Source organism: Rhodococcus sp. P4_F3_2 (genome assembly GCF_056401335.1).
Map to the genome: position 1 here is coordinate 152,600 of NZ_JBFUJN010000002.1, position 17,193 is coordinate 169,792.

Annotated in this window: 14 protein-coding genes; 9 read left to right on the forward strand and 5 right to left on the reverse strand. The window is 62.4% G+C overall.

What is annotated here, in order from left to right; genetic code table 11:
- Positions 1 to 4: 4 nt before the first annotated feature.
- Positions 5 to 1,315 carry an alanine racemase gene (locus AC1DWA_RS03400; protein WP_472795956.1) on the reverse strand — a complete coding sequence of 437 codons (1,311 nt, stop codon included), beginning with the start codon at positions 1,313 to 1,315 and terminating at the stop codon, positions 5 to 7.
- Between the two features lie 47 nt (positions 1,316 to 1,362).
- Positions 1,363 to 2,838, reverse strand: coding sequence for an amidohydrolase family protein (locus AC1DWA_RS03405; protein WP_020906335.1), 1,476 nt, complete (start codon positions 2,836 to 2,838; stop codon positions 1,363 to 1,365).
- A 203-nt stretch (positions 2,839 to 3,041) separates the two neighbouring features.
- Between AC1DWA_RS03405 and AC1DWA_RS03410 the strand changes: the two genes are divergently transcribed.
- The 7 genes from AC1DWA_RS03410 (at position 3,042) to AC1DWA_RS03440 (ending at position 11,223) form a co-directional block, all read left to right on the forward strand.
- Positions 3,042 to 3,887 carry a M55 family metallopeptidase gene (locus tag AC1DWA_RS03410; RefSeq protein WP_019747026.1) on the forward strand — a complete coding sequence of 282 codons (846 nt, stop codon included), beginning with the start codon at positions 3,042 to 3,044 and terminating at the stop codon, positions 3,885 to 3,887.
- 208 nt (positions 3,888 to 4,095) lie between these two features.
- Entirely contained in the window at positions 4,096 to 5,376 is a 1,281-nt protein-coding gene (locus AC1DWA_RS03415; RefSeq protein WP_477846319.1) for an MFS transporter, read from the forward strand.
- Between the two features lie 14 nt (positions 5,377 to 5,390).
- Positions 5,391 to 6,248 (forward strand): tryptophan 2,3-dioxygenase, encoded by an 858-nt coding sequence (locus AC1DWA_RS03420; RefSeq protein WP_019747028.1) that lies wholly within the window; start codon positions 5,391 to 5,393, stop codon positions 6,246 to 6,248.
- Between the two features lie 160 nt (positions 6,249 to 6,408).
- The gene (locus AC1DWA_RS03425) at positions 6,409 to 7,503 is read left to right on the forward strand and encodes a M20 family metallopeptidase (RefSeq protein WP_020968524.1); all 1,095 of its coding nucleotides are present in this window, start codon (positions 6,409 to 6,411) and stop codon (positions 7,501 to 7,503) included.
- 2 nt (positions 7,504 to 7,505) lie between these two features.
- Positions 7,506 to 8,444: a GNAT family N-acetyltransferase gene (locus AC1DWA_RS03430; RefSeq protein ID WP_003945514.1), complete on the forward strand. Its 939-nt coding sequence runs from the start codon at positions 7,506 to 7,508 to the stop codon at positions 8,442 to 8,444.
- On the forward strand, positions 8,441 to 9,556 hold the full coding sequence (gene menC / locus AC1DWA_RS03435) for an o-succinylbenzoate synthase (protein WP_060938384.1): 1,116 nt from the start codon (positions 8,441 to 8,443) through the stop codon (positions 9,554 to 9,556). Before AC1DWA_RS03430 ends, menC begins: the two co-directional genes overlap by 4 nt.
- A gap of 47 nt (positions 9,557 to 9,603) precedes the next feature.
- Positions 9,604 to 11,223, forward strand: coding sequence for a PucR family transcriptional regulator (locus AC1DWA_RS03440; protein WP_477846318.1), 1,620 nt, complete (start codon positions 9,604 to 9,606; stop codon positions 11,221 to 11,223).
- Between the two features lie 71 nt (positions 11,224 to 11,294).
- Here AC1DWA_RS03440 and AC1DWA_RS03445 read toward each other — a convergent pair whose 3' ends face one another.
- The 3 genes from AC1DWA_RS03445 to AC1DWA_RS03455 all read right to left on the reverse strand — a co-directional run bounded on the left by AC1DWA_RS03445 (position 11,295) and on the right by AC1DWA_RS03455 (position 13,667).
- The gene (locus AC1DWA_RS03445; RefSeq protein ID WP_477846317.1) at positions 11,295 to 12,191 is read right to left on the reverse strand and encodes a serine hydrolase; all 897 of its coding nucleotides are present in this window, start codon (positions 12,189 to 12,191) and stop codon (positions 11,295 to 11,297) included.
- Positions 12,192 to 12,364: 173 nt separating this feature from the next.
- Positions 12,365 to 13,000, reverse strand: coding sequence for a ScbR family autoregulator-binding transcription factor (locus AC1DWA_RS03450; RefSeq protein WP_019747034.1), 636 nt, complete (start codon positions 12,998 to 13,000; stop codon positions 12,365 to 12,367).
- A 238-nt stretch (positions 13,001 to 13,238) separates the two neighbouring features.
- Positions 13,239 to 13,667, reverse strand: a complete 429-nt coding sequence (locus AC1DWA_RS03455; RefSeq protein WP_197941724.1) for an HIT family protein — start codon at positions 13,665 to 13,667, stop codon at positions 13,239 to 13,241.
- Between the two features lie 87 nt (positions 13,668 to 13,754).
- On the opposite strand from AC1DWA_RS03455, the gene AC1DWA_RS03460 reads away from it, so the two are divergent.
- Together AC1DWA_RS03460 and AC1DWA_RS03465 are read left to right on the forward strand one after the other, a co-directional pair.
- Positions 13,755 to 14,996 (forward strand): bifunctional glycosyltransferase family 2/GtrA family protein, encoded by a 1,242-nt coding sequence (locus tag AC1DWA_RS03460; RefSeq protein ID WP_070386296.1) that lies wholly within the window; start codon positions 13,755 to 13,757, stop codon positions 14,994 to 14,996.
- Positions 14,993 to 17,143: an ArnT family glycosyltransferase gene (locus tag AC1DWA_RS03465; RefSeq protein ID WP_133727658.1), complete on the forward strand. Its 2,151-nt coding sequence runs from the start codon at positions 14,993 to 14,995 to the stop codon at positions 17,141 to 17,143. The genes AC1DWA_RS03460 and AC1DWA_RS03465 overlap by 4 nt, the downstream gene beginning before the upstream one ends.
- Positions 17,144 to 17,193: the final 50 nt, after the last annotated feature.

Sequence of the window (17,193 nt, forward strand, 5' to 3'; positions counted from 1 at the left end):
CCCCTCAGAAGTAGGTGTGCACCGTACCGACGACGCGGTAATCCGAATCGACCTCGGGAATCAGTGACCACTTGTCGAACGTGGTGCAGGGATGCGAGATTCCGCAACCGAGCAGATCGCCGACCTTCACGTCGAAGTCAGCCGGAACGTCGACGTACGCGTGCTGGTCGTTGAGTGCGGTGATGGTCAGTTCTCGCGCTGGTCGGTTGGATCCGTCGCGTCGGCGCCACAGGACTATGGGAAAGCCTGCGTCGGAGCCGACGTCGCGACGGCCGAAGCCCAGGATCACCCGTCCGGGTTCAGGTATTGAGAGCACTACGCCCCAGACCTCTGCGGCTCCCTGCAGAGTTCGTGGTCCGTCTGCCCATGGCGAAGTCTCGGCATAGAGACCGTGATCGTGAGTGATGTAGCAACCGCTGCGCAGCACGATGCGTACTCCGTTGTCGAGTGCCCACCGGCCGGCCAGCTCGCGTACAACCAGATCGTGAAACGCACTGCCGCCGAAAGTGACCAGTGGCCGGGGAGCCTTCGCGGAGTTGTTCTCGAACAGGTTCTCGGCAACACAGATTTCCGTGAAAACCCGCGCGGATTTGAGATACGAATCGACGGAGATACGGCGGGCTGCTACCGAGGCTCCTGGCATCATGCCCTCGAACCCCTCGACTCCGGTGAGAATCAACGAAGGAGCCTGCGATGCTGCGCGTGCGACGTCGAGTGCTTGCTCGACAGTGCGAGCGCCCGCGCGTCCGCTGTCGTAGCCGAGTTCGACGAGAACCCGGATACGGCTGGCCGGTGAGACTTTCGCGATCAACTGTTCCATCAGGCGGACGCTCTCGACCGAGTCCACGAGGGTGGTGACGAAGAAATCGGGGTCGGTAGCCTGGGCGTCGCAGATCCACCGAATGCCAGCGGGATCGAGAACCTGGCTGGCGATGATGATGGTGTCCACACCGAACTCACGCAGAATGCGTGCCTGCGCAACGGTTGCCGCCGTCATCGCCCAAGCCCCGGCGTCGAGTTGCCGACGAACCAGTTCGGGGCTCATCGTGGTCTTCGCGTGGGGCGCCAGATCCACATCGTGATCGGAGCAGAACTGCGCCATGAGGTCGACATTGTGCGCGATCGCTGCACGATCGAGTGTCATCACGGGTAGCAGGAGGTTGCCGTCGAGCGCAGAGATCCCCAGTGGCTCCAGGTCGGAGCCGTCGCGACCTTCGAGGTCGGTGCCGAATGCCTTGTGCTGCCAACCGATCGGGGGGTTCGCGAAATCCGTCATGGCATCGATTGTGCCGTTGATTGCAGACGATGTGTTCATGTGTGGTGACTTTCTGTCAGAACTATGCAGGTCAGAACGAGATCCGGCTATGAGCGGCGTACCGGGCGACCGGGCAACGCGTCCTGGACCACGGCACCGCCTTCGACGACGGGTACGCCGCCGACCAGCACGCGGCTGATTCCGGTGGAGGGACGGGTGCCGTCGATGTAGGTGGCGTTGTCGGTGATTCGCTCGGGGTCGAAAACGAGGATGTCCGCGTCGCTACCGGGGCTGATCCGACCTTTCGTCGCCATCGAGGGAACCGACTCCTCCAGAATCTGCGCGGGGATCAACGAGCAGCGCGCGATGATCTCCGACAGCGACAGCAGTTGACGCTCGCGGTACAGCGTACGAATCGCTCGCGCATAGGTGCCGGCGCCGCGTGGGTGGCCGAGTGCCTTCTCCGGCAATGGCCACTGCAACGCATCGGCAGCGGTACGGCCTGGCCAGGTCAGTGGCATCGCGTCGCTCGCGATGGCGGCACGGTCGAAAGTCATCGCGCGTTCGAGGAATTCGCGCTGCACGGTGTCGTTCTCGTCGAGGAACTCCACAAGTACCAGTCCGCCGGGGTCCGTTGCCCGAAGATGTTCCAGCTGCTTGCGGTCCGCGATACGTTCACCGGTGGGCACGAAAGTCAGCGATCGTGGTGTCAGATTCATCAGATGCAGCTTGTCTGGATCGAGAAACGCAGCTCCGACGGCCGTCGAGCCTGACCCGTACGGATACGCCTCTGTCGTGACRCGAGATCCGGCTGCCTGGACCTGAGCCACCACGGACAGTGCATGGTCGACGTGCATTCCCGAGGTGCTGTTGACGTGGCAGTAGTGCATGTGCGCGCCGGTTTCGGCTGCTGCACGGGCGATTTCGACGGCGCCGTCCACCGGGCTCGACGGATCGGCCGAGATGAGTGGGCGCGCATGGGTGTAAGTGGGAACTCCGGCTCGGGCCGCGAGATCCGCTACCTGCAGGTACTCGGCCGGATCGGATTTCGGGGCGTATCCGACCACCACGCCGATGCCGAGAGCGCCTGCAGCGAGATCGTTTTCGAGGAGTTCGAGAATGTGGGCGCGCTGGGAGGCAGTGGGTTCGCCCTGCCAGCTCGGGGAACCGACATGGTGCAAGAGAGTCCTGATGTCGCCATCGGGATCGGCGCCCGAGAGTTCGATCATGCGTGCGTGCGCCCACGACGTCGCGTAGCCGTAGTTGATCGGGCGCCCCTCGGCACCGGCACGCGCATATGCCTTCGCAACAGGAATGACGCCTGCCTCCAGTTCGAGGGCCGTCGTCACTCCGTCCAACGCCTGAAGTCGCTGCTCGGCGATTTCCTGTCCGTGGCTGTGCAGGTCGATGAATCCGGGGCAGATCACCTGACCGGTCACGTCGATCGTCTGCCGAGCCTCGATCGCGTCGTGACCCCACGCCGAGACCTTGCCGTCGGTGATCGCGATGCCCCGAACCTCGTCGGTCCCCGATGCGGGATCGACGACGCGGCCGCCGGTGAACACGATGTCGTGGACCTGCATCAGCGCTGCACTCCTGTCGTTGGTCGAACCGCCTGGCCCGGCGAATGTCCCGATGGTTTCACGGCTCGGGTATCGGATTCTGGTGTGAACGTCCCAAATGGAGGCCGACTCACCGTTCGACCGGACAAGAAACGAATGCAGTCGAGTGTGAAGGTGAAAGCGAAGTTATCAATTCAGCCGATTGAGATCGATGGAGGACAGGAATGCACGTCTATATTTCGGTGGACATGGAGGGTATCGCGGGTATCGCGACGCTCGATCAGACGATCCGTGGCGGTGGCGGCTACCACCGTGCGCAGATGCTCATGACCGCCGAGACCAATGCTGCGATCGCCGGTGCGTTCGACGCCGGTGCGACGAGCGTCCTGGTCAACGACAGCCACGGAACGATGGACAACCTGCTTCACGCCGATCTGGATCCACGGGCGCGCCTGATCTTCGGATCACCGAAGATGCAGTGCATGGCTGAAGGAATGACGTCGGATCACGACGTCGCCCTGTTTGTCGGCTATCACGCACCAGCTGGTGGACCCGGCGTCCTGGCGCACACGTTCTCGAGTTTGTTCGCCGACGTCCGCCTCGACGGCAAGTCCGTCTCCGAGACCGACGTCAACACCCTCTACGCTGCCACCCAGGGCGTTCCCGTCGGTCTCGTGACGGGTGACGACATCATCTGTGGCTTGGTGGACGCGGCCTCGCCGACAACCGAGACCGTCGAGGTCAAGAAGGCACACGGATGGTCGGCAACCAATTCGCTGCCGCCGTCGCTGGCGTGCGAGCAGATCCGAGCAGGCGCCGAGCGCGCAGTGCGCAAGGCCGACACACTGAAGCCGGTCGAGCTGCGTGACGAGTGGACCCTCGAGATCGTTCACCCCACCACTACGGGAGCTGAACTCGCCGAGGCTGTTCCCGGCTCACGACGGATTTCGGATCGTACGATTTCGCACACACTCGGCAGCGTCGACGACATTCTCGGCCTGATCACTGTCAATGCTCGGCTTGCAGCCGCAGGCGTCTCGACGATCGTGGCAGTCGCCAATCGCACGTGATGAAGTAGCGACTCTATCGCGAAATGCCGCCGACGCCGTGTGCGTCGGCGGCATTTGTCATCTACTGGGGCAGAACATGTTCCGACCGACCAAACGTTGCTTCAGGTATTGGTGAAACGGACCAATGCGGTAGACGTGTTCGCTGTCACACTTCATCAGTCTTTTCAATGTTCTAGTCCATGCGGCACAAGACAATTCGGGAGGCTTGATGAAGGCGGAACGCGTCACAGTGGAAGAACCATTGCGGGGGACCGGCGGTTCGGTTCGAAACATGTTGGACAACAAGTCGATTCGTCGCACAACCACCGTTACGGTGGGGCTGCTCAGTACTATCTGGTTGATCGACATGGTGGATCGCGTCATGATCGGGCTTGCGCTTCCGATGATCGGCGACGAATTCTCGCTCAGCAGTACGCAGTTGGGTGGTGTGGTTTCGGTCTTCGCGATCTTCTACATGCTCGGGCAGGTCCCCGGCGGAATGTTGGCCGACCGCTTCGGACCCAGGCCACTGTTGATCGTGGCGTTGATCCTGTGGTCGGTGTTCACCGCGTTGACCGGGTTCGCGTGGGGTCTCATCTCGCTGATGGTCATGCGTGCGATGTTCGGTATCAGCCAGGGGCTCTTTCCGGCGGCGTCGTTCAAGGCTTTGGCTGAGCGGACGCGTCCGAAAACCAGAGCGACCGCGATGGGTTTCATGCTCGGCGCCAACAACCTCGGCCCCGGCGTCGCACCGCTGATCATCGCGCCGGTCCTCATGGCCGTGGGGTGGCGGGACGCGTTCTGGCTGGTGGCCATCGTCGGCGCTGTGATCGGCACGGTGGTGTGGTTGGTGCTGCCGGCACCGTTGGACACGGAAATCTCGGAAGATCCGGAGGCTGCGCTGCAACCTCTGGCGAGCGAGCACTCTCGCGCCGCGGTGTTCAAGTCCGCGTCGGTGTGGAAGTTCGCAATTCTGTTCTGCCTGGCCAACATGTCCGCGTACGGTCTGATGACCTGGGTGCCGAGTTATCTGCTCAACGACAAGGGACTCTCGCTGATCGACACGGGAATCTTTGCCGCGATCCCTTTCATCGTCACGGCGCTGGCCACGATCGTGGGCGGGCGGTTGGTGGACAAGTACTTCCACGACCGGGCTCGGATTCTTCTGGTTCCGTGTATGGCCACGTCGGCAGTCCTGTTGTTCCTGATGACCACCGCTGACACCGTCGCGATGTTCACGTTCTACGAGACGTTGGCTCTAGGCATCAGCGGTCTGTGTTCGATGTCGATCTTCGCGATGCCGTTGCGGGCACTTCCTTCCGAATTCCTCGGTTCCGGAATGGGTTTGATCAACGGTTGTGGTCAGTTCGCCGGTTTCATCACCCCGCTCGTGATGGGATGGATGGTGGACCAGTTCTCGTACATGGCTGCATTCGGAGTCCTGGTCGGAGCGACGAGCGCTGCCGCATTGGTGGCCATGATCGTTCCGCAGACCCCGGCGAAATTCTGAGAAGGAGACTGAAGATGTCGGCAACGGACGGCACACGGAAGATCGAAGACGACGTCGTCACCGATTTTTCCGAGAAGATGAGTTACGGGGCCTACCTCGGACTCGATACCCTCCTGGATTCGCAGCATCCGGTGAGTGAGCCGGAACACCACGACGAACTCTTGTTCATCATTCAGCACCAGACCAGCGAGTTGTGGCTCAAGCTGTTTCTCCACGAGATACGGGCGGCCAGAGCAGCGATCGCTGCCGACGACATTCGGGTCGCATTCAAGCGGATCGCACGCGTCAAACACATCCAGGCCACTCTGACCGAACAGTGGTCCGTGTTGGCGACACTGACGCCGGCGGAGTATGCGGAGTTCAGGGGCGTTCTCGGCAACTCGTCGGGGTTCCAGTCGTACCAGTACCGCGCCGTGGAATTCGTGCTCGGGAACAAGAACGCCGGCATGCTGAAGGTGTTCGAATCGGATCCGTCCGCCCATCGATTGTTGGAGACCCTGCTCGGAGAGCCGACGCTGTACGACGAGTTCTGGCGGTACCTGTCCAGGCAGGGTTACGACGTTCCGGCGTCGGCTCTCGAACGAGACGTCAGCGCGCCCTACGTGCGAAACGACGAGCTGATTCCGCTGGTCAAGGCAATCTACGAGAACGTCGAACAGCACTGGACGGCGTACGAGGCATTCGAGGAGTTGGTCGACCTCGAGGAGAGCTTTCAGCTGTGGCGGTTCCGGCATCTTCGGACCGTGCTGCGGGTGATCGGCATGAAGAAGGGGACCGGCGGTTCGAGTGGTGGTGCCGGGTTCCTGCAACGTGCGCTGGAGTTGAGCTTCTTCCCTGAGCTGTTTGCCGCCCGAACCGAGATCGGTACCTGACACACCTGCTTGATGACACACAGTTGCTTGTCACACCCAGCTGTTCGTGACACACGACGAATCCGAGCCCGAAGGACAGGAGTCTTGGACAAGATCCGACAGGGTCGCTTCGACCAAGCTTGACTGCGAAGTTGCAAGTCGGTGACAGGAGAGCGTCGGAGTGGACAAGAAATCAATGGTGGCGGACCTGGCGGCGCTGGTAACCGCCGAGTCGCCCAGTTCCGACCTCGGCGCAGTCGATGCATGTGCGGACGTGGTGGCCGACATCGGCGAACGCCATCTCGGAAGCGCCCCCGAACGTATCCGTATCGACGGACGCCAGCACTTGCGTTGGTCGTTCGGCGCGGAGCCGAAGGTGATGCTCCTGGGCCATTTCGACACCGTCTGGCCGCTCGGAACGCTCGCGGAGTTGCCCTGGTCGGTCACCGACAATATCGCCACCGGACCCGGAGTCTTCGACATGAAGGCCGGCATCGTCCAGCTCTTCCATGCGCTCGCATCGCTTCCGTCGCTCGACGGGGTGGTCGTGCTCCTCAATTCCGACGAGGAAATCGGCTCCCCGACCTCACGCGCACTGATCGAGGAGCAAGCCCGTCAGGTCGACGCTGTGCTGGTACTCGAGGCCGCCGCCGACGGCGCGGTGAAGACCGCGCGCAAGGGTATGTCGCTGTACTGCGTCGACATCGAGGGACGCGCTGCACACGCCGGACTGGAACCGGAGCGAGGTGTGAACGCCGTAGTTGAGCTCGCACATCAGATTCAGGCCGTGGTGGAGCTCGCGGACCCGGCGGCGGGAACGTCGGTGGTGCCGTCCGTGATCAGTGGCGGAACCACGACCAATACCGTTGCAGCGCAAGCGCAACTGTGGTGTGACGTTCGCATGTGGTCCGCGAAGGAGCAGGAACGCATCGACCGTTCGATCCGTGCGCTGACACCGGCGCTGGCCGAAAGCCGAATTTCGGTGTCCGGAGGACCCAACCGCGGACCACTGGAATCAGTGTCTTCGGAGAAGCTGTACTTTCTCGCTCACCAGGTCAGCAGTGAGAGCGGGTTGGGAATGCTTCGCGACTGCGCAGTCGGCGGTGCGTCGGACGGAAATTTCACTGCCGCAGTCGGAACTCCCACGTTGGACGGCCTCGGTGCCGTCGGCGGTGGTGCCCACGCAGCGACAGAACACGTAGAGATAGATCAGATGATCCCGCGCGCCACCTTGTTGGCCGGTCTGGTGACTCGAATCCTGGAGGGAGGACTGTGACGATGACGTCGCCGAACAATGTCCAACGCAAGACCGTTCAACCATTCGGAGGTGTATCGCCTTCACGGATGCGGCAAGCAATCAGCCAGGCCGAGCAAGCCGCTCTGCTTGCATGTGTGACTATCGAAACCGTCACCGGGCATGCCGAGTTGGAACAGGTATTCGGTCTGTTCGAGAAGGTATGGCAGCCGGAGAGCGGCAACCCTCCCGTCCATCGGGACATGATGAAAGCGCTCGCGCACTCCGGTAACTACGTCGCCGGCGCTTTTCGTGGCGGAGATCTGATCGGCGGCTCGGTTGCATTCTTCGAGGAACCGCAACATCGTTCGTTGCATTCACACATCACGGGGATCCTGCCGAACGTGCAGAACGGGCACATCGGCCTCGCGTTGAAACTGTTCCAGCGAGCGTGGGCACTGGAGCGAGGAATTCTCCACGTGCGGTGGACTTTCGACCCGCTCGTCGCTCGCAATGCCTACTTCAACGTCTCGAAACTCGGTGCGTTCCCGATCCAGTATCTGCCGCGTTTCTACGCGCCGATGAACGACAGTCTCAACGGCGGCGCAGACAGCGACCGATTGCTGATCGACTGGGAAATCGGTAGCAGCAAGGTTTCCGACGTCGTCGCCGGTTCGGGAGAGGTCCCGACTCCCGAGTCGTTGGGAGCGAGCGAACTGTTGTCGATCTCCGAAGCCGGCCTGCCCGTGTTGAAGTCGACCAAGAATCGTTTCGTCACGGTGGCTACACCGAATGACGTGTACACACTGCGTAAGTCGGACCCGGCGGCAGCGAACGACTGGCGCCTGGCAGTCCGCGAGACTCTGGGGGGTGTGCTCGCCGAGAACGGAGTGGTTCTCGCAGTCACCAGGACCGGAAAATATGTACTGGACCGTGCGCCGGGAACACAGGCAGGCAGGACAACAGCGGAGGTTACATCGTGAAGATCGACGGAGTTGAATTACGCCGGGCAGCAATGCCGTTGAAGGCGCCGTTCCGAACCTCGTTCGGCACGGAGACCACCAAGGACGTGTTGTTCGTCAAGGTGGTCACCTCGGAGTCGGCGGGCTGGGGCGAGTGCGTTGCGATGTCCGAGCCTCGCTACTGCTCCGAATACACGGACGGCGCCGCCGAAGTCCTTCGTAAGTTCCTGATTCCGTCTCTGGGCGAACTCACCGATCCCGACGTGCATGCCCTGAGCGCGGCGATGGAACAGTTCGCCGGACACCCCATGGCCAAAGCGGCACTGGAAACCGCATTTCTCGACGCCGAGTTACGGGCCGCCGGGACGAGCATGTCTTCGTACCTGGGTGCAGTAGTCGATCGCGTACCCGCGGGTGTTTCGGTGGGTATCAAGAATTCGATCGACGAACTGCTCGAAGAGGTAGGCGGGTTCCTCGACGCCGGATACCTGCGCATCAAACTGAAGATCGAACCGGGCTGGGACATCGAGCCGGTTCGCGCAGTCCGCGAGAGGTTCGGCGACGACGTACTCCTCCAGGTCGACGCGAACACGGCGTACACCCTGGCTGACGCGCGCCATCTCCAGCGGCTCGACGACTTCGACCTCCTGCTGATCGAGCAGCCGCTTCCCGAAGAGGAACTGCGTGGCCACGCCAGGCTGGCCGAGATGATGCGGACGCCGGTCTGCCTCGACGAGTCGATCACCTCCGCGAAGGTCACCGCCGACGCTCTGGCAATCGGTGCGTGCAGCGTGGTGAACATCAAACCGGGACGTGTGGGCGGTTATCTGGAATCGCGTCGTATCCACGACGTCTGCAAGGCCAACGGAATTGCCGTGTGGTGCGGCGGAATGCTCGAGACCGGAATCGGCAGGGCTGCCAACGTCGCCCTTGCCGCGCTCCCCGGATTTGTCCTACCAGGCGATACGTCGGCTTCCGACCGGTACTTCGCCGAAGACATCACCGAGCCGTTCGTACTCGACAACGGTTACGTGAAGGTTCCGGAAGGGCCGGGCATCGGCGTCGAACCGATCCCTGACCTGCTCGAAGCAATCACCACGTCGGTCGAATGGATCGGCATGGATCGGCTTTGACGAATCACTATGACACACTTCGTTCACAGGACGAAGGAGTGATAGACGTGGGCACCGTACGACCTCGCATCAGTTTGGTGCGGCTTCTCGAAGACGTGGGAACTACGGTGCTGAACCCGGTTGTCGGCGACCCGGAGGCGGTCCAGGAGATCGCCTCGGTGGTCATTCACGACCCCGACGACGACTCACCCTCGACACCGGACTCCATGGTGCTGCTCGTCGGCATCACCGGAGGCGAACGTATCGCGGAGTCCGTGGCCGGCCTGGCCGAGCGCGGAGTACGCGTGGTGGTCGCGCGAGTGACCACCGAGGTCAGCGATGCCGACCGTGAATCCATCATCGCCTCCGGCGTTGTCGTATTGACCTTGGCGCGTGGAGTTTCGTGGGTTCAGCTCACAAGCCTGCTTCATTCGGTGCTCTCGGCACGGAACGAAGTCGGGCACATCCACTCGCGCGGAGGTGGACCGGCCGGCGATCTGTTCGCTTTCGCCAACGCCGTCAGCGCACTTCTGGATGCGCCGATCACGATCGAGGACCGAAGCTCACGGGTCATCGCCTTCTCCGGACGTCAGGAAGAAGGTGACGGTCCACGTATCGCGACCGTTCTGGAGCGCCAAGTTCCTGACCAGTACATTCGAGTGCTCGAAGAAGCGGGAGTCTTCGACCGGCTCTATCGCAGCGATGATCCGGTGTGGGTTTCGGCCGAGACCCTCGGTACGAAAATGGGTCGTATCGCGGTGTCCATCAGAGCCGGCGACGAGTTCCTCGGCTCCATGTGGGTGGCAACCGGTGAGCCGATGTCCGAGGACCGGATGCGTGCACTGCGCGATTCGGCCGGGTTGATTGCACTGCAGATGTTGCGGTTGCGCGGCGGCGCCGACGCCGAGCGTCGACTGCGCGCAGACCTGATCGCAACCCTTCTCGACGGTGGGTCCGGTGCGGTCGATGCGATGAATCGCCTCGGCCTCGGGACCGGTCCCGCACTCGTGATGGCATTGGGCCGCAGGTCTTTCGAAGGATCGTCGAAGCCGGACGACGCAGCCCACGTGGTGCGGCTGACCGACGCTCTGGCCATGCACCTGGGCGCGGTCCATTCGCAGTCGGCTGCGGCTCTGGTCAACGGAACCGGCTACGCGGTGCTGTCGGTGCGAGGGCATTCCCCGGCAGAAGCCGAGCTACAGGCGTTCCGTGTGGCCTCGGACTTCCTGGACCGAACCGGAGCGTCCGGCGACACGATCATCGGGATCGGCCGGGTCGTGACCAGACCGGCGCAGCTGAGCCGATCGAAGCGCGACGCCGAACATGCCCTCGAAGTGTTGTTGGCGGGACGAGCGTCGGGCAGCGTCGCCACCTTCAGTAGCGTCCACGTCGATGCCATCCTGTTGGAGATCGCGTCGGAAGCTGCAGCCGAAGGGTTCTCGGACCTCGGACCCATCGAGGCGATCGCCAGCCACGACGCAGCGCACGCGACCTCGTTCGTCGACACGCTCGATGCGTGGCTCAACGCCTTCGGTGACGTCGGTGACGCCGCGGCGTCATTGCACGTACACCCCAACACCTTTCGGTATCGTCTCAGCAAGTTGAAGGGTATGGCCGCGTTGGATCTGGACGATCCCAACGTCCGCTTCCGGTTGATGGTGCATCTTCGTCTGCGCGGTCCACGCTAGCTCGAAAGCCGAAAAATGCGGGTCGCACTGATTTCTCAGCGCGACCCGCATTCTTTGTCAGTGGGTTCAGATCAGCTGTTGTTGCGAAGTGCTTCGACAGCGATGCGGCCGACGGTTCCGATGGAGGCGTCGATCTTCGGGGCGCGGTGGGTGAGCTCGTGGGACTTGGTGAAGACACCGACGGCGTAACGCTTGCCGTCCGGGTACGCCACGACGCCGGCTTCGTTTCGTACCAATCCCAGCGTTCCGGTCTTGGCGGCGACAGTGACCTCGTCGGGGAAACCGGACGAAAGGCGATGCGGCCAGACCTGCTTGCTCATGATGGTTCGGACTTCTTCACAGGCTGATGCGGGGCCGGCTTCGTCCCTCCAGATTGCAGCCAGCAACATTGTGATCTCACGAGGAGTGCTGGAGTTGGAGCGGGCCGGATCCATGACGGAAATTGTCCGAAGAATTTCGATGGGCGGCATTTCCAGCAAGGTGCCCTTGTCGACACCGAGGTCGTCGTAGACCGATTTGAACAGACCACGGCAGTCACGGACCAAGTTGGTCTTCTCCAAACCGAGCCCGCGCAGCGTTGCGACGATGTTGTCGAGTCCGAGGCGTTCGTACAAGAAATCCGTGGCGGCGTTGTCGCTGAAGCTCATCATGAGCAGAGCGAGATCTCGCCAGCTTGCGGTGACGTCGTCGGCGCAGCCGCCGATACCGATGCCGCCGGAGCGGAACTCGGCGGTCACCGTGGCGTGCTCGGTCGGATCAAGGGTGCCGGCCGCAACTTCACGGGCGTACTGCAGTACAACAGGAATCTTGAAAACGGAGGCGAGGATGACACCTTCGTCAGCGCCGTAGCCGAACTCTTCGCCGGAATCGATGTCGCGTGCGTGGACGAACGCATCGGTCTTCGCTTCGGCGAGTACAACAGCGATCTCCTGCTGTGCGCTCTCAACGTACGTGGCGGTTTCGGTCATTCGAGAAGCCCTTTCGTCGGTATCCGTATATCTGGGTTATTCGTGGATCTGACGATAGTGAGTCGACGACGGGGGGTCTTGTACGAATCGACGAAGGTTGGCGCACGGTTCGGTGCTGATACGCCGAATCAACCGATTGTCAGGGTGTTCCGGGGGCAGGGGTGTTCCGGGGGTCAGGACGCATAAGTTTCGAGGCGACGTCCGACCAGTTCGGCGACGTCGGTCCGACGCTTGTCCGAGACCACGCCTGCCAACAGGATGGTGAACAATTCGTCGATACGGTCGTTCAAATCGCTTCGTCTGGTGAGCACGTTCGAAACCAGTTGAACGCCGGTGAATGCCGAGATCGCCACGCGACCCACCGATTCCGGCTCCACGTCGTCGCGGATGTCGCCTTCGAGCTTCGCGGCCTCGGCCAGTTTTCGAAGCTCGCGGATCCACACGACGTACGGGCCTTGCGAACCGTCGGCAGAGGCCAATTCGAGGGTAAGTCGGACTCCCGCACGAACAATCGGGTCCGCGACGAGTTGGCGGCCCATCTCGTGGCACACCATGACGAGCTGTTCCAGTGCCGGCGCGCCTGTGGCTGCAACTGCGGTGAAGGCAGTGATCGACATCTGGTGCTGTTCTTCAATGACCGCCTGAGCCAATTCGTCTTTGGACGAGAAGTGGAAATAGACCGCGCCCTTGGTCATCTGCGCCGCGGACACGATGTCATTCATGCTCGTGCTGCCGTACCCCGTGACTTCGAACCGATCAGCAGCGCCTTGAAGAATCTGTCGGCGACTGATCTTGGCACGTTCCTGCATTGCTCCCTTGTCCTCCGACTGTTAACACGTGAACCAGTTTTAGGGCCCTAGGTCCCGGACCAGCGCCCCACGGTAGCAGCGAATCTCGTGCTCGCGCGACAGCGCGAAACGGACTGTTCGGTGTGCAATCGCAGGTCACGGTCGGTAGGAGCGACAGATGCGACCGCCGCAACCTCCGTTGGAGGCTGSGGCGGGGAGTCCAGCTATCGGCCAGCGAAATTCGGTCGAAGGTACGCGATCAACGAGTCGAGACAGTTGTCTCGAAGCCGAGGTCGCGTAGCGCCGACTTGAGTTTGGTCTGTGCCTCGTCGAGAGATTCGGGTGACGGCGAAGTATCGGCGCCACTGATGTCGAAGTTCCCCATGTCGTATGCGGGGAAGACATGAACGTGAAGATGCGGAACTTCCAGACCTGCGACGAGGAGGCCCGCCCGAGGCGCGTCGAACGCCTTCCGCGCAGCCTGACCCAGGGTGCGGGCAACCGCGGTGACCTTGGCAAAGAGTTCAGGATCCACGTCCTGCCACTGATCGACCTCGGCTCGCGGTACCACGAGTACGTGGCCCTGCGTTACCGGCGCGATGGTCAGGAACGCGACAACGTCGTCGTCCTCCCACACGAAACGTCCTGGTAGATCTCCGTTGATGATGGCGCTGAAGACTGAAGGCATACCCCGAGATTAGCCCGCGTCCGGTTGCCAGGAAACTCCCAGGCTGGACGCAGGTTCGTCGGAGCCGGCCCGACAAATCTAGGACGCATGACGACAGAAGCCATGCAGACCGCGGGCAGCACGGACGCAGGGGAGCTTTCCGCGACGACTGTAGTGCTGGACGTGGTCGTCCCGGTATACAACGAAGAGGCAGGCCTGGAGACGTGCGTGCGGCGCCTGCGCCGGCATTTACGCACACAGGTGCCATTCTCTGCACGAATTACCATCGCGGACAACGCCAGTGTCGACGGCACGTTGGCGCTCGCGCGTTCCCTCGCCGAAGAATTCGACGACGTCCGGGTCGTCCACCTGGATGCGAAGGGCCGTGGTCGAGCACTGCGGCAGGTGTGGAGCGACTCCGATGCCGACGTGGTCGCGTACATGGACGTCGACCTCTCCACCGATCTCAATGCCCTGATGCCGTTGATTGCTCCGCTGCTCTCCGGCCACTCGGACATCGCCATCGGTTCCCGGTTGGCACGTTCGTCGCGCGTGGTACGTGGCCCCAAGCGTGAGTTCATCTCACGTAGCTACAACCTCATCCTCCGAAGCGCACTGCATGCTCGCTTCTCCGACGCCCAGTGCGGGTTCAAAGCCATGCGAGTCGATGTTGCGCGGCAACTACTTCCGCTGGTGGAGGACACCGGGTGGTTCTTCGACACCGAATTGCTTGTGCTGGCCGAGCGAGCGGGCATGCGGATTCACGAGGTCCCCGTCGACTGGGTGGACGATCCGGACAGTCGGGTGGACATCATTGCCACCGCAGTTGCCGACCTCAAAGGTGTGGTCCGCGTCGGGCGAGCACTGTCGACCGGTTCCCTTCCCTTGGCCGAGCTCAGGGCGAGTTTCGGACGTGAACCACTGGTTCCCGGAGTTCCGCGAGGAATGGTCGGGCAGCTCTCGCGCTTTGCCGTGGTGGGAGTCATTTCGACACTCGCGTACGCGCTGCTCTACCTCGCACTGCACTCGGTGATGGGGGCGCAGTGGGCCAATGCCGTCTCATTGCTGGTGACGGCAGTGTTCAACACCGCCGCCAATCGAGCCTTCACCTTCGGGATCCGCGGGTCGGAAGGATCCGCCCGTCACCAGATGCAGGGGCTGCTCGTGTTCGGGTTCGGTCTACTGCTCACCAGCGGATCGTTGTTCGTTCTCGACGTCATGGCGCCCGACGCGTCCAAGCACGTGGAGCTTGCCGTACTCGTCATTGCCAATCTTGTTGCCACAGTGAGCCGATTCATCGCGCTGCGCTGGGTTTTTCGCACTGCACAATCCGTAGGAGCCAATCGATGACCGCCACTGCAGAGACACTCGCCGCGCCGCTGCCTGCGCCGGAACCGCAGCGTCAGGTGCGCTGGGAACCGTGGGCGCTCGGAGTGTTGTTGGTGGGCACCGGAGTGGCCTACATCTGGGGCCTGGGCGCGTCCGGATGGGCCAACTCCTTCTATGCTGCTGCGGTCCAAGCAGGTTCGGTGTCGTGGAAGGCCTTCTTCTTCGGTTCGTCGGATGCTGCCAACTCGATCACCGTCGACAAGCCACCGATGTCCCTGTGGTTGATGTCGCTGTCGGTTCGCATCTTCGGACTCAATTCCTGGGCGATGTTGGTGCCGCAGGCACTCCTCGGGGTCGGATCGGTTGCGCTGTTGTGGGGAACGGTTCGACGGTATTTCGGTGCGGCCGCCGGCCTCCTCGCCGGCTTGGTACTTGCGCTCACACCCGTAGCGGCGCTGATGTTCCGGTTCAACAACCCGGATGCCCTGCTGGTGCTCCTGATGATCGCAGCAGTGTGGGCGATGATGCGCGCCGTGCAGGACGGTCGCACCCGCTGGCTGGTGTTGGTCGGTATCTTCTGCGGATTCGGTTTCCTGACAAAGCAATTACAGGTCATGTTGGTAGTTCCACCGCTGGCGCTCACCTATCTGATCGCCGGACCGCCGAAACTGGGTAAGCGCGTACTCCAACTGTTCGCGGCACTGGGCGGACTGATCGTCTCCGCCGGATGGTGGTTGGCAATCGTCGAACTGTGGCCGGCCGACTCACGTCCGTGGATCGGTGGTTCGCAGAACAATTCGATTCTCGAACTGACACTCGGCTACAACGGGCTCGGACGCTTGAGCGGCAACGAGACCGGAAGCGTCGGCGGCGGCGGAATGCGCGGTGCTGGTGATGCTGCGGCCGGTGCTGCTGCGGGAGGCTTCCCCGGAATGGGCGAGGCCGCAGGCGGTATGGCAGCGGGAGGCATGGCACCAGGTGGTGGCGCCGGTGGCGGTATGTGGGGGAGTACCGGCATTACCCGACTGTTCGAATCTGCCCAGGGCGGACAGATTGCCTGGTTGATTCCTGCTGCACTGATACTTCTGGTGGCTGGAATCGTGCTGCGAGGCAGGGCTCCCCGCGCTGACACACAGCGCGCGTCATTCATCGTCTGGGGACTGTGGCTGTTGGTGACCGGATTGACCTTCAGTTTCATGGCGGGAATCTTCCACGCTTACTACACCGTTGCGCTGGCGCCGGCGATCGCCGCACTGATCGGTTCAGGATCCGTATTCGCTTGGCGTCATCGTGACGTCCTCTGGGTTCGCCTCGTTCTGGCAGTGTCGTTGGCGGCAACCGTCGCGATGGCGTGGGTACTGCTCGGACGCTCGCCTTCGTTCGTACCGTGGCTTCGCTGGGCGATTCTGGTCGTCGGCATCGTCACTGCCGTGGCAGTGCTGATTCCTGCAGTGACGCGAGGTCGATTGGCTGTGGCAGTGATCCTCGCGGCGATCTTCACCGGTCTGGCGGGTCCGACTGCGTACGCGATCGACACGATCAACACTCCGCATACCGGTTCCATAGTTTCGGCCGGACCGAGCGTCGAAGGTGGAATGGGCGGGCCCGGCGGTGGCCGCGGAGGATTCGGAGGATTTGGCGGCATGGCTGACGGCGGTAACCGTCGGACTGACGGGGCAGGGACCGGAACGCCGGGAACGCCCCCTGCCGGAATGGGTCAGACGCCCGGTGGTGCAACAGCTCCGGGTACCACCACATCGGCCACCGACGGAACGCGGGGCGCAATGGGCGGCGGCGCCGCCGGTGGTTTGCTTCAGGGCAGCACACCGGGAGCCGCGGTCGTGTCCACACTCGAAGAGAACTCCGACCAGTTCACGTGGGTAGCCGCGGCAATCGGGTCCAACAGCGCATCGGGCTATCAGCTTGCGACGCAGTCACCGGTCATGGCTATCGGAGGGTTCAACGGGAGTGATCCGTCCCCGACGCTCGCGCAGTTCCAGCAGTACGTGTCAGAGGGCAAGATTCACTTCTTCATCGCCGGCGGTGGGATGGGTGGCGGTATGAACGCCGAAGGTACCGCTACCGCGATCTCGACGTGGGTGACCGAAAACTTCACCGCCACAACGGTGGACGGAGTAACCCTCTACGACTTGACGGTTGGGGGCTGACCAACATGAACGCACGCCAGGTCCGCATCGGAGGTGCTCCCCCCCGATGC

Coding starts and splice junctions, on each gene's coding strand:
- AC1DWA_RS03400 (WP_472795956.1), bottom strand. CDS start 1,315: ATGAACACATCGTCTGCAATCAACGGCACAATCGATGCCATGACGGAT.
- AC1DWA_RS03410 (WP_019747026.1), top strand. CDS start 3,042: ATGCACGTCTATATTTCGGTGGACATGGAGGGTATCGCGGGTATCGCG.
- AC1DWA_RS03415 (WP_477846319.1), top strand. CDS start 4,096: ATGAAGGCGGAACGCGTCACAGTGGAAGAACCATTGCGGGGGACCGGC.
- AC1DWA_RS03420 (WP_019747028.1), top strand. CDS start 5,391: ATGTCGGCAACGGACGGCACACGGAAGATCGAAGACGACGTCGTCACC.
- AC1DWA_RS03430 (WP_003945514.1), top strand. CDS start 7,506: ATGACGTCGCCGAACAATGTCCAACGCAAGACCGTTCAACCATTCGGA.
- AC1DWA_RS03445 (WP_477846317.1), bottom strand. CDS start 12,191: ATGACCGAAACCGCCACGTACGTTGAGAGCGCACAGCAGGAGATCGCT.
- AC1DWA_RS03450 (WP_019747034.1), bottom strand. CDS start 13,000: ATGCAGGAACGTGCCAAGATCAGTCGCCGACAGATTCTTCAAGGCGCT.
- AC1DWA_RS03455 (WP_197941724.1), bottom strand. CDS start 13,667: ATGCCTTCAGTCTTCAGCGCCATCATCAACGGAGATCTACCAGGACGT.
- AC1DWA_RS03460 (WP_070386296.1), top strand. CDS start 13,755: ATGACGACAGAAGCCATGCAGACCGCGGGCAGCACGGACGCAGGGGAG.
- AC1DWA_RS03465 (WP_133727658.1), top strand. CDS start 14,993: ATGACCGCCACTGCAGAGACACTCGCCGCGCCGCTGCCTGCGCCGGAA.